Source organism: Myroides marinus, assembly GCF_900109075.1.
GTDB classification, from domain to species: Bacteria; Bacteroidota; Bacteroidia; order Flavobacteriales; family Flavobacteriaceae; genus Flavobacterium; species Flavobacterium marinum_A.
Genome location: NZ_FNYS01000002.1, coordinates 343,949 through 357,520, shown reverse-complemented (window position 1 = coordinate 357,520; position 13,572 = coordinate 343,949). Strand labels below are relative to the sequence as shown.

Here is a 13,572-nt window from a genome sequence, read left to right as displayed (position 1 = left end):
ATGGTCATAGGTCTTTTTTTTATAAAACATAGCGCAAAATGAATTACAAAGTATTAACCTTATTGGCGTGTGGGTTGTTTTCGTACTCAGTGATGGGACAAAATCAACCAACAACGCAGACCGAGACCTTAAAGAAGGAGATGGATCCAGCTGTATATCTGGACTCTATCAAAAAGACATTTGTTAACCATGCTAGTAGTGCTTCTATAGAGAAGCGTTGGTTGAATGAGTTAATGAATCAAGATTTGTTTAATGATTTAGAAGCAGAGTTAGCTGATGCAAACTTCGATGACGAAGATATTCGTTTAGATGAGTTACCTACTGAGCTTTTAAAAGAACGTTTAAAACGATTAAATGAGAAGACTCCTTTTAATGTTGAATACAATGAAACATTAGAAAAGGTGATCAAATCATTCCTTAAGAAGAGAAAACGTTCTTTTGAGAGGTTAATAGGTTTATCTGAATACTATTTCCCAATGTTCGAAGAGCAATTAGCTAAACAGAATGTTCCTTTAGAAGTTAAATACCTTTCTATTGTTGAATCAGCACTTAATCCTACTGCTAAATCAAGAGTAGGTGCAACGGGATTATGGCAATTTATGTATCCTACAGGGAAGCAATATAACTTAGAGGTGACATCATATACAGATGATCGTATAGATCCATTAAAATCTTCTGAAGCAGCTGCTAAGTTTCTGTCAGATCTTTATGGAATGTTTGGTGATTGGGATTTAGTTTTAGCATCATATAATGCTGGACCTGGTAACGTAAGTAAAGCTATCCGTCGTTCTAATGGATATACTAACTATTGGAACATAAGACCTAATCTTCCACGTGAAACACAGAACTATTTACCTGCATTCTATGCTACGATGTATATCTTTGAATATGCAAAAGAGCATGGTATAGCATCTAAGAAATCACCAATAAAAGTTGTAGAGACTGATACTATCGCAGTTAAAAAGACTATGTCTTTTGACCAAATAGCTAGTTTGTTAGATGTATCTAAAGAAGAGATTACTTTCTTAAACCCTACTTATAAGTTAGGAGTTATTCCTTATGATAGTGGTAAACAGAACTTCTTACGTCTTCCTATTAAAAAGATTGGTCTAATGGCGTCTAATGAAGCTAAGATGTACGCTTATGTTGATTATGTTGATTCTAGAAAAGAGCAACCTAATTATAATATTGTTGCTGAATCTATTGTGGAGACAGCTTCTGTTAACCCTAGATATCATACTATTAAGAAGGGTGAGAGCTTAGGAACTATTGCTAATAAGTATGGTCTTTCACAGACTGAGCTTAAGAAGTTAAACAATATGAAGAGCAGCGTTATCTACCCTGGTAAAAAGCTAGTAGTAGGTAAGACAGCAGTAGCTCAGGCTTCTAGCAAAGGAAGTAAGAGTAACTTCTATACAGTACAGAGAGGAGATTCTTTATCTTCTATCAGTAAGAAGTTTGCAGGTGTGACTGTATCTAAATTGAAATCATTAAACAATATGAAAGACGCTGATGCTATCCGTCCAGGAATGAAGCTAAGAGTTAATTAAATTGTTGTTTAAAACCAGAATAAAAGTGAAGCGTTTAGGTTATTTTATCATATTACTTTTTATGTTGTTTAGCTGTAAAGAAAGAACAGCTAATGATAAAGAAATTAATAGTACAGAAGAACCTTGCCAAGTATTGATAGTTATAAACGATAGACTTTGGTCAGGTTCAGTAGGAGATAGTATTAGAGAGTATCTAGCTACACCTATCGAAGGGATTACGCCGCCAGAAGCGAAGTTTTTAATATCGCAGATATCTCCCAATCTTTTTTCATCTAGGACAAAGGGTAGGAGAAATATCATTGTCTTTTCTGATAATTATAATAATAATGGTTTTCAGTTAGAGAAGAATAAGTTTGCTAATACTCAACTATATTTTACTGTCAGTGGTGATTCTAAAGCTGGTCTGGTAAACGAGTTAAGAAAGAATGCAGATTCTATAGTCAATACTATACTGACGTCAGAGTTTGAGGTTATAACTAATAAGTTATTAAAAGGTAGCTTAGTAGATGCTAACTTCTTTCAAGATAAGTTTAGAGTTAACCTTACTTTACCGACTACTTATAAATTAGTTAGTAACAGTGATCACTTTGTATGGTATAAGAAAGATGTGGCCTCGGGTAGTAGTAATGTACTTATCTATGATATTCCCATCGAGAGAATAGAGAATACAGATAATACTGTTATAAATAACCTTTTAGCGGTTAAAGATTCAGTCAATGGTAAGTATATACATTCTATAGAAGATAATTCATTTTTGAGCCCTAATGAAGGTAATATGCCTACTAATAAACAGTTTGTTCGACAAGGGAGAACAGTTTATGAGTTTAATGGTGACTGGGATATGCAGAATAGCTTTATGAGTGGCCCATATATGAGTTATGCTTTTAGAGACGAAAAAGCTAAAAGATATTTATTCATCGAAGCATTAGTGTACAATCCATCTATGGGAAAACGCGCTATACTGATGGAAATGGAAGCAATAGTCAATACACTTACATTTAAATAAGAAGTTAATACTTAACAATAAAAAAGAGTCCTTAATATAATTATTAAGGACTCTTTTTGTTTTATTCTCTTCTTGTAAGAGGAAGTTCTTCGATAGGATTTATCACCATCGGGAACCTTTCTACAGTGACAGAGCTACTATCTAGACCAAAAGCTTTCTCTTCTGACAGAGCTAGTTTTTTTAGCCATTCATAAAGCATTAATATTATCTTTTCGTGAGCAGGTAATTCATTGTCATAAGACAACTCTTTCTCTATGATTACGTATTCGAAGTCAGTGTATATATTGTTCTTTTGTAGAGAAGCGTATTTACTAATAACATCTATTTCACCAGTGCTAACAAGTTCTTTTAACACCTGTTTTAATAGTACACTAATCTTTTGATCATTTCTAAAACCTAAGTAAAAGTCCACACGTATTAAGTTGTCAGCTCCCATCTTTTGGATCTTGTATTCTAGATTATAAGGTTGGTCACTTACGTGTACATGAACGAACCAATAGTTATCAGCGCGTTTAGGTCTTCTCTGAGTAATAGAGTACAGTATTTTGTATTCTATCTTAGAACAAGTATTAGAGTTCGTAAGGTAGATCAAGTTAGACGCAAATTTAGGAATACTAGTATCAGTACTAATATCCTGTAATACATCTTTATACTGTTCTATATTTACGAATTCGGTATAGTTCTTTCTAATTTTCTTTGCTAAGTAATTAATAACCATAGTACCAGCTAATAAGGAAGCAATAAATACAGTCACATATCCTCCGTGAGTAAACTTCTGAACATTAGCAATAAAGAACGAAACTTCTAAACTTAGGTAAGCTATTTCCACTATAGCTATGATAATGATATGTACACGTTTTAGATACATATAGTACCCTAACAGAATCGTAGTCATAATCATACACAGTGTAATGGCTAAACCATAAGCAGCCTCCATATTACCTGATTCTTCGAAGTGTAGTACTACGAATACACATCCTAAGAATAACAACCAATTAATAGAAGGGATGTATAATTGTCCTTTTACATTAGTAGGGAATTTAACCATTACCTTAGGCCATAAGTTAAGGCGTATAGCCTCATTGATTAAGGTAAATGACCCACTGATTAATGCTTGAGAAGCAATAACAGCAGCTATGGTAGCTATTGCAATACCAAATGGTAAGAACCACTCAGGCATAACTAAAAAGAAGGGATTTACGGGATTAACTTTATCTGGAGAAAGGGTAAGTAGGGTTTCACCAGAATAATTGATTAAATAAGCTCCCTGACCGAAATAACATAATACTAACATTGTTTTTACGAATGCCCATGTTATTCTGATATTTTTTATACCACAGTGACCTAGATCACTATATAATGCCTCAGCCCCTGTTGTACACAGAAATACAAAACCTAATACAAAGTATCCTTCTGAGTGTATAGACAGTAGGTGCATTGCGTAGTAAGGGTTGATAGCTTTTAGTACTGCTAGATTACCTAATAAGTGAGATAATCCAATAACACCAATCATTAAGAACCAAAGCGTCATCATTGGCCCAAAGAATTTACCAATTGTCTTAGTACCAAACTGCTGGATTACGAATAAGATAAAGATAATACCTATAACGATAGGGATAGTCTTCAGGTTTGGTTCGTAAATTCTAAGACCTTCTATAGCAGAAGATATAGAGATAGGAGGGGTGATGATACCATCTGCTAACAGCGCACTTCCACCTATAATAGCAGGTATTAATAACCAACGTTTTTTTAGTTTCTTGACTAAAGTGTATAGAGAGAATATTCCCCCTTCCCCGTTATTGTCTGCCTTTAGCGTTAAGAATACATATTTAATTGTGGTTTGTAAAGTAAGGGTCCAGAACACACATGAGATAGCACCTAGTACGATATCCTCACGTATTATTTCTTTACCTATAATCGCCTTCATTACATAAAGAGGGGATGTACCAATATCTCCATAAATGATACCTAAGGTCACTAATAGTGTACCTAAAGTAATTTTACTTAGTTGAGAATGGTTACCATGCGATGAACTTGCTTGCATAAAATGTGTGTAATTTAAAACTTATTATTTGTAACTATATGGTTACTAAAAGTCAGTAGTCAGAGAGAGTACATTTACATCTTAGTGGCTAATCTTACTCTAGTAAAGATATTTCGATTTTAATAAAGCGATATCTACCTCTAAAGCATCAGTTAAGAAGTTCTCAACCGTGTTATAATGTTGTTCGATAGTGCTTAGGGCTTTATCTAGATACTGTTCTTTCACAGTAAATAATGTTAGTAACACATTTGCCTGATCGTCGTTCAGGTCAAATTGTTCTTGTATATTCAGTGTATTTAAACTTACACAGTGGTTAGTCAGTAGGTAATCTTCTCTTACTGTTTCTTTATCCACACCTAGAGCTGTTAGTAGTAGAGCAGCAGCTAACCCTGTTCTGTCCTTTCCTGCTGTACAGTTAAACATTAGAGGAGCGTCAGCTCTTTCCACTTCTTTAAAGAAAGCTTTATATTCATCTTGGTTATGCAGTACGAGTTGTTCGTTGATATCTACTAATAGCTTATTCGCTAAGACATCATTCGCATCCATCACTATCTGCATTACATTATTTTTACTAAGGTTACCAGGTTTGATAGGTAGTAATACCTCATTAGACACAGTAGGAGGTAATAGAGTTACCTGTTCTTTACTCTCTTCTTCACTTCTAAAATCTATGATAGTCTTCAGTGGTATAGTACTTAGGTAATGTAAATCTTTATCTGTAAGATTGCTCAATTGTCCGGAGCGGAATAGTTGTCCCCATTTTACAGTCTTTTGATCTACTGTTTTATACCCACCTAGATCTCTAAAGTTAGACTGTCCATCTAGAGGAAGTTGACGCAGACCTTTTACCGTTGTTTCTGTATCTGTTTTAGAGATATAAAGTTCGAAGGAATTCTGATTTTTCTCTGAGCTAATCACATTTCCTTGAGTACCACAATTGTCTTTCTTTAAATTTTGCATAGAGCTACCACTATATTATCTCTAAAAAATCTTAGAGTGATTTACCACAATATTTTCTAAGTATTTACGACTTATTGATTGTTTTAAGGTATCTAATACTAACTATATATCACTATACCTATATATATCATAACTATTAAAAAGGCTGTATCGTACATAATATTATGCCTATTTAATAGATAATAATAAATAAACCTCAGAAAACTATCAAGTTAAGTGTTATTCTGATATACTGCAAATATATTGTGGAAAAAGAAAACTATTGAGAATCTTCTTCTTTTTTTTCAGGGCTAGTTGCATCAATGAACTTTTCGAATAGCTTAACCATTTTATAATTAACTTCTTGAAAAGTAAGTCTATCCTTTGATTGATAGAACAGCATCATCGCATAAGGTTGATCGACATGATCTAATAGCATATGCTTATTCAGTCTGTATGCTTCACGTAACAGTCTTTTGAAGTAGTTTCTATCAACTGCTTTTTTAAAGTGACGTTTAGATACAGAAACACCTACTTTAAGAGGTAGGTTATCATCATTAGCTATCTGTACATAGACCATCCTTAACGGATATTTACTCACAGTCTTACCAGTTGTAAATAATTCGTCGATAGCTATCTTACTTTTAAGCTTTTCCTTTTTAGGATAATTGTATTTCTTTTGTTCCATATCTGCGACAAAGGTAACAAAGGAATATGAAATATTTATAAATAAATGTACAGATTGAACAGAGCTGTAAGAGTAGGAGGTAAGTACCCTTTATATTTAGATGATACCTATAGATAAATAAAAAAGGGCTGTCTCACATCTGAGACAGCCCTTGGTATATTATTTCTTATAAATACTATTTTCTTGATTTACATCAGCCATAAATTGGCTAGGATCTATCATAATAGTTTTAATAGAACTCTTTGGTTTATTGATTGTAAACTTGTATTCTGGTTGAGCCCATCCCCATCCAGCTAATACAGTTCTTTCGTATTTAACATATGGATTAGGTTTAGTCCAGTGCATAGAAGTATATGGTACATAGAACGTCTCTATAGAACCATCTTCATATTCTACTAAGATATCTAGAGGCATTCCCATTCTACCTAATCTACCTAAAGTCACCAATGTTTGATCTTTTTGTAACTCTTCTACGAATAAGATAGAGTAGTCTATCGTATTATTAGTTTGAGTCCAGTCGATCATATATTGGTCTAACACAGCTCCAGATACTTTCTCCGCTACGCGTTTAAAGTCATTAGGAGTAGGGTGAGTTAATTTGTACTCACTGTAGAACGTTTGTAATGTTTTCATCATGTTATCCCATCCGATTAAGTAAGATAACTGAGTTAAGAATATAGATCCTCTACTGTAAGCAGATGTAGAGTAAGCTCTATTCGTTAAGTAGTGATCAGCATGAGTACTTAAAGGCTCTTGCATTCCTTTAGCCACTAAGTTATAATAACTCTTATATGTAGATCCAAAAGGATTTTCGTCTTCTTGTTGGTCTTTAGGCATAATCTTAAGCAACGCTAAGTCAGCTATAAAAGAAGTAAATCCTTCGTCCATCCACTCATGTTTAGTCTCATTAGTAGCTAACGCATGTTGGAACCAGCTGTGACCTAACTCATGTGCAGTAACACCTACTAAGCTAGGGAATGATCTCTCACCTGTGATAAGTGTACACATAGAATATTCCATACCACCATCTCCACCTTGGATTACAGAGTATCTGTCATAAGGATAAGGTCCTACATTCTCATTGATAAACTTGATAATCTCAGCAGTTACTGGCTGTAGTTTTTTCCAGTTATCTATGATTTTAGGATTGTTTTTATATAAGAAGTGAAGCTTGATACCATCAGGTCCATCAAATGTATCGTGGATATAATCAGGATCTGCAGCCCATGTAAAGTCTAATACATTTTTAGCTTTAAAGTTCCATGTAAGCTCTTTACCTTTTTTGATAGAACTATCTTCGATACCAGCATCTTGATATCCATATCCTATTTCATTTCTATTTACTAATTCTCCAGTACCTCCTAAGATGTAGTTTTTGTCGATAGTGATTTTCACATCGAAGTCACCCCATACACTGTGGAACTCTCTACCTAAGTACTGCTCAGCATGCCATCCTTCGAAGTCATATTCAGCGATTTTAGGGAACCATTGAGACATAGATAATGCCACACCCTCTTTAGAGTTTCTACCTGCTCTACGGATCATCACAGGAGCTTGTCCGTTAAAGTTCAGATTAAATACTGTAGAAGATTTAGGAGCGATAGGTTTATTAAGAGTCACCTCTAGGATCGTACCTACCTCTTTAGTATCTACAGGCTGACCATCTTGAGTCATTTTAGATACCTTCATGTATCCTATTTCGTTGTCTTTAAGTTTAGTAATTCTGCTTTCATAAACTTTTTGACCTCTAACAGTTTTAGTATCTACCATACGACCATCAGGATCAGCGATATTAGATAATAACGCATTCATATCACTGCTAGGTTGGAAGGCATTGTAGTATAAGTGGAAGTAAACTACCTTTAACGTATCAGGAGAGTTGTTAGTGTAAGTAAGTTTTTGTGTACCTTGATACTGGTATTTTTTTACATCCATCTTTACGTCCATCTTATAGTCAACGTGCTGTTGCCAATAACCTGGATTAGGATTGTTTTGAGCTAATGCTTCTACAAGTGAAATAGAGCAAATAGCTAGTGCTAGTAAAATTTTTTTCATAATGTGTTTGAAATCAAAACTCCACAAATATGTAGATAAATGTGGAGTTTTTATATTAAGGGTTACTTAGTTACAAGTTTTTATTTCTTAGCTTTTGATAATTTTTCAGCCAATAATAATGCATTGTATGCATTCACGAACTTACCTGAAGTAGAGATTGACTTAAAGTTTCTCAACTCTTTTTTGTCACCTACTACTACATCGAAGTTAACTGCTACACCTGAGTCCATGATAATCTTCTTAACCTCACCAGCTGTAAACTCTGGGTAGTAAGCTCTCACTAGAGCAGCTACACCAGCCACGTTAGGCGATGCCATAGAAGTACCCTGTAAGTACTCATAAGTATTATTAGGTACTGTAGCATAGATCTTCACTCCAGGAGCGAATACGTCTACATCATAGTGACCGTAGTTAGAGAAACGAGCCACCATGTTTTTACCAAATTCTGGGTTAAGAGCTCCTACTACTAAGAAGTTATTAGAAATCTCAGGCCCCATATTTACGTTATCATTAGGGTAACGCTCTACACCACCAGGGATGTTTAAGTCTTTAGCATCATTACCAGCAGCTACTACGATAAGTACATCTTTCTCCTCTGCGTATACGATAGCATCGCGTACCCATTGGCTATTTTCTTCAAAGTATTTACCGAAACTTCCGTTGATTACTTTAGCCCCATTATCTACAGCATATCTGATACCTAATGCGATATCTTTATCATACTCATCACCATCTGGTACAGCTCTTACAGCCATAATCTCAACTACGCTAGATGCTACACCATCACCTCCTAAGTCATTACCACGAGTCTGAGCGATGATACCAGCTACGTGAGTACCGTGTTTAGCCTCGTCTCTTACAGGACCTAGTACGTTGTTATCACCATAGATTCTATCGTTGATATCAGAAGAATTGTCACCTACTAATTTTCTAGCATCTAGATCTAAGTTTAAGTGATTTTTTCTCTTGCTTTCTACGCTATTTTTATAAGCTTCTAACCAAGATAATTCTCTACCACCTGCTAAGATGTTATAAATAACATTTTTAGAATGAGTGATTTCCTCAGGAGCGTCTAATGGAATCTTGTTTAAGTCATCCATTGTATAATCTTTCTTATCTAGATATTTAGCTAAGCGCTCATTAGCACGTAGTAACATATCTACTCTGATCTGACTCTCTTGATTATCTTTAATTTCTTTTTCGTATTCTTTTACTGCTCTTTTATATTGAGCTGATCCGTCATCACCTCTACGGATAACACGTACCATCTCTACGTTCTCATGTACAGATTTACCTAAGAAGTTCCATCCGTGCATATCGTCGATGTATCCATTGTTATCATCATCGATACCATTACCAGCTACTTCTTTAGGATTCGTCCACACTTGAGGTTTTAAATCATCGTGATCAATCTCGATACCTGAATCTACTACCCCTACTATTACTTTTTTAGGTAATTTTTTTCCTTTCAGAATTTCTTCATAAGCTCTATCAACAGACATACCAGGCACAGTATCATTAATGATATCTAAGTGACTCCATCTCTTTAGTTGTTCGTCTGTTAGTTTAGTAGTTCTTTTTGGTAAATTATCCACTCCACCTATAGGAGTACTCACCACCTTACTAGCAGTACCACAGCTAGTCAAAGCTAGTGCTAAAGCAGCTGATAGGTATAAAGGTTTAATCAATCGCATTATAGTTAAATTTAAATTATCAATGTTATTCGTGCTAAAAATATAAATAAGTTACATCTTAGAGAGGTACTTAACACTAAATTAAGATATCATTAGCTTTTAAATTCTCATTTAGTCTCACACCTTTTTCAGTATGTTGTACTGTGATTATCTCGTTATAAGCATCGTGTTCTAAGAATAAATACCAATTCTCATCAGCTGCAGTTTTCAGAAATTTCTCTTTCTCATCTAGTGTAAGTAGTGGTCTAGTATCATATCCCATAACATATGGAAGTGGGATGTGACCTACAGTAGGCAGTAAGTCTGCAGTATATGCTATCTTCTTGCCCTTATAGTCTATGATTGGTATCATTTGCTTCTCAGTATGTCCATCGGCGAAGAAGATGTCGAATCCTAATTCTGAGTTATGTAGTATATTTCCTTCAGGTCTTTGGATAAAGTTAAGAGCACCACTTTCTTGTATTGGGATAATGTTCTCTGGTAAGAACGACGCTTTCTCACGAGCATTAGGTTTAGTAGCCCATTCCCAGTGATTTTCGTTCGTCCAGTATTTCGCATTTTTAAAGGCATTTACATACCCTGTACGATCCGAGTTCCAATTAACTGCTCCACCTACGTGGTCAAAGTGAAGGTGTGTTAAGAATACATCAGTAATGTCATCTCTGTGAAATCCGTGCTTTGCTAAGGAAGCGTCTAGACTGTGATCACCCCATAAATTATAATACCCAAAGAACTTCTCAGACTGTTTATTACCCATACCTGTATCGATAAGTATCAGTTTATTACCTTCTTCTATTAGTAGTAATCTGGCACCTAGATCTATTAAGTTATTGTCATCTGCAGGATTTGTTTTGTTCCATATCACTTTAGGTACAACTCCAAACATAGCACCACCGTCTAGTTTAAAATTGCCACTCTCTATAGCATATAATTTCATAATTGTTTTAGTTTATTTGAGTTAGGTGCAAATTACTAAAATTATTTATCTCATACTCCCTTTTTTGAAAAAGACTGTCACTCTTATTCTTCAGATATGCTACTGTTGTACTAGTGTTTATTATGTAGATGGTTTGGGTACGAGTTTGGTATGGTTTTGAAAACAGCCTTTCATCCCAAGTAAACACTAGTAATTACCGAACAGTATCAAAACAAACTTAATTTTATTGTTTATAAATTATTGACATTTAGTTGTTTATGTGTTTTCGGCTAGCCATATTAGGTCAAAAAGGGATTATGGAGCCAAAAAGAGCAAATGAGGGCATTATTCAATGAAGAATTTAAAATGAAGAATTAGGAATGTTTGTCTTCGACATTTGGTGTTGGTGGTTTGTTTATCTCCTTTGATGCTGTTGTTTATCTATTAGATTTTTTGAATGTTTATGTTATCTAATGTGTTAAAACCCTCAAATGTTCAATACATTCTTTTAAATGTCCTTGAATTTTAGCGTTAAAGTTGCAATCTTTGCGTCATAGATAAAAATGATGCAATTCAAACATAAATAACTGTTTAGTTTTCAGTAGTTTTTTTACTAAAGTACTACGTAAAGAATAGGGAAAAAGGAGTTCTAACGATAGTTTTTATTGATATTAGTATTAAAACTTCTAATCGTTATAAATATGTTAGTTAGTGTTAGAAACCATTTTTTTATAATACCTTTGTAAATCAAATTTTAGAACTAATCTATTTTAAAAGAAGGTATGATAAAAGTTTCAGATATAGCGTGTAAACGCGTGGCCCTTTTGATGGAAGATGAAGGGTTTGACCATACTACAGATTATGTACGTGTAGGTGTTACTAGCGGAGGATGTTCAGGACTTTCGTATCAATTAAAATTTGATCGTGAGATAGGCGAAGATGACAAAGTTTTTGAAGACAATGGTGTTAGAATCGCTGTTGATAAAAAGAGCTTCTTGTACCTAGTAGGAACTACTTTAGAGTATTCTGGAGGATTGAACGGAAAAGGCTTTTACTTTAACAACCCTAATGCAAGTAGAACTTGCGGTTGTGGAGAGAGCTTTTCATTATAAGACCTCAAGGTAGAAGGACGGATGTAGGTCCGTCTTTCTCTCCTTTTGATAATTAGTTAAAAATAAAGAAGCGTACGAGAAAGTAGTGGCTTTTAAGTATAAATATATGAGTAAGTATACAGAAGAAGATTTAAAGAAAGAATTAGAGACCAAGGAGTATGAGTACGGGTTCTATACAGATATAGAGTCTGAGACATTTCCTGTTGGTTTAAATGAAGATATTGTTAGAGCTATCTCTGCTAAAAAAGGTGAACCTGAATGGATGACTGAATGGAGACTAGAGGCATTCCGTATATGGGAGTCTATGGTAGAGCCAGAGTGGGCTAATGTGAACTATACTAAGCCTGATTTTCAAGCTATTTCGTATTACTCAGCTCCTAAGAAGAAGGACGAGTATAAGAGCTTAGATGAGGTGGATCCAGAATTAATTGAGACTTTTAATAAGTTAGGAATCTCGTTAAATGAGCAAAAAAGATTAAGTGGTGTGGCGATGGATATCGTGATGGACTCTGTGTCTGTAGCGACTACATTTAAAGAAACACTTGCTGAGAAAGGTATTATTTTCTGTTCTATTTCTGAAGCGATTAAGACGCACCCAGAATTAGTGAAGAAATATTTAGGTACTGTAGTACCACAGACTGATAACTTCTATGCAGCATTAAACTCTGCTGTATTCTCTGATGGATCATTCTGTTATATTCCTAAAGGAGTTCGTTGTCCTATGGAGTTATCTACTTACTTCCGTATTAACCAGGCTGGTACAGGTCAGTTTGAGCGTACATTAGTAGTAGCTGATGAGGGTAGTTATGTATCTTACCTTGAGGGATGTACTGCTCCATCACGTGATGAGAACCAATTACACGCTGCTGTAGTAGAGCTTATCGCTATGGATGACGCTGAGATTAAATATTCTACTGTACAAAACTGGTTCCCTGGAGACAGTGAAGGTAAAGGTGGTGTATTTAACTTCGTGACTAAACGTGGTCTATGTGAGAAAAATGCTAAAATATCTTGGACTCAAGTAGAGACAGGATCTGCTGTAACATGGAAATATCCTTCATGTGTGTTAAAAGGAGATAACTCTATCGGAGAGTTTTACTCTATCGCTGTGACTAATAACTTCCAACAGGCAGATACTGGTACTAAAATGATTCACTTAGGTAAGAATACAAAGTCGACTATTATTTCGAAAGGTATTTCTGCTGGTAAATCTCAAAATAGTTATAGAGGATTGGTTCAGATGGGACCTAGAGCTGAGAACGCTCGTAACTTCTCTCAGTGTGACTCTTTATTAATGGGTAATGAGTGTGGTGCTCATACATTCCCTTATATCGAGGCTAAGAATACTACTGCTCAGATCGAGCACGAGGCGACTACTAGTAAGATTGGTGAAGATCAAATCTTCTACTGTAATCAACGTGGTATTCCAACAGAGAAAGCTATTGCACTTATCGTTAACGGATTCTCTAAAGAGGTGTTAAACAAGTTGCCAATGGAGTTCGCTGTAGAAGCACAAAAATTATTAGAGATTTCTTTAGAAGGAAGTGTGGGTTAATCTACCACTGGAC

Annotated in this window: 10 protein-coding genes; 4 read left to right on the top strand and 6 right to left on the bottom strand. The window is 34.9% G+C overall.

The window, feature by feature from the left end; genetic code table 11:
- Nucleotides 1-38: 38 nt before the first annotated feature.
- Together BMX53_RS03940 and BMX53_RS03935 are read left to right on the top strand one after the other, a co-directional pair.
- Complete coding sequence (locus tag BMX53_RS03940) at nt 39-1,550, top strand: lytic transglycosylase domain-containing protein (protein WP_074744767.1); 1,512 nt, start codon at nt 39-41, stop codon at nt 1,548-1,550.
- Nucleotides 1,551-1,575: 25 nt separating this feature from the next.
- On the top strand, nt 1,576-2,556 hold the full coding sequence (locus BMX53_RS03935) for a DUF4837 family protein (protein ID WP_240485466.1): 981 nt from the start codon (nt 1,576-1,578) through the stop codon (nt 2,554-2,556).
- A gap of 61 nt (nt 2,557-2,617) precedes the next feature.
- On the opposite strand, the gene BMX53_RS03930 is transcribed toward BMX53_RS03935, so the two are convergent.
- From BMX53_RS03930 to BMX53_RS03905, 6 genes are all read right to left on the bottom strand, one after another.
- Entirely contained in the window at nt 2,618-4,600 is a 1,983-nt protein-coding gene (locus BMX53_RS03930) for a KUP/HAK/KT family potassium transporter (RefSeq protein ID WP_038985614.1), read from the bottom strand.
- A 99-nt stretch (nt 4,601-4,699) separates the two neighbouring features.
- Nucleotides 4,700-5,560 carry a tyrosine-protein phosphatase gene (locus BMX53_RS03925; protein WP_038985615.1) on the bottom strand — a complete coding sequence of 287 codons (861 nt, stop codon included), beginning with the start codon at nt 5,558-5,560 and terminating at the stop codon, nt 4,700-4,702.
- A 259-nt stretch (nt 5,561-5,819) separates the two neighbouring features.
- Entirely contained in the window at nt 5,820-6,227 is a 408-nt protein-coding gene (gene rnpA / locus BMX53_RS03920) for a ribonuclease P protein component (protein ID WP_038985616.1), read from the bottom strand.
- A 159-nt stretch (nt 6,228-6,386) separates the two neighbouring features.
- Nucleotides 6,387-8,282 (bottom strand): M1 family metallopeptidase, encoded by a 1,896-nt coding sequence (locus BMX53_RS03915; protein WP_038985618.1) that lies wholly within the window; start codon nt 8,280-8,282, stop codon nt 6,387-6,389.
- An 80-nt stretch (nt 8,283-8,362) separates the two neighbouring features.
- Complete coding sequence (locus BMX53_RS03910; RefSeq protein WP_038985619.1) at nt 8,363-9,976, bottom strand: S8 family peptidase; 1,614 nt, start codon at nt 9,974-9,976, stop codon at nt 8,363-8,365.
- Between the two features lie 76 nt (nt 9,977-10,052).
- Nucleotides 10,053-10,913 (bottom strand): MBL fold metallo-hydrolase, encoded by an 861-nt coding sequence (locus BMX53_RS03905; protein ID WP_074744765.1) that lies wholly within the window; start codon nt 10,911-10,913, stop codon nt 10,053-10,055.
- A 761-nt stretch (nt 10,914-11,674) separates the two neighbouring features.
- Between BMX53_RS03905 and BMX53_RS03900 the strand changes: the two genes are divergently transcribed.
- Both BMX53_RS03900 and sufB read left to right on the top strand, forming a co-directional pair.
- Entirely contained in the window at nt 11,675-12,004 is a 330-nt protein-coding gene (locus tag BMX53_RS03900) for a HesB/IscA family protein (RefSeq protein WP_038985622.1), read from the top strand.
- A gap of 106 nt (nt 12,005-12,110) precedes the next feature.
- Nucleotides 12,111-13,559, top strand: a complete 1,449-nt coding sequence (sufB, locus tag BMX53_RS03895; RefSeq protein WP_038985680.1) for a Fe-S cluster assembly protein SufB — start codon at nt 12,111-12,113, stop codon at nt 13,557-13,559.
- The last annotated feature ends 13 nt before the right edge of the window (nt 13,560-13,572 follow it).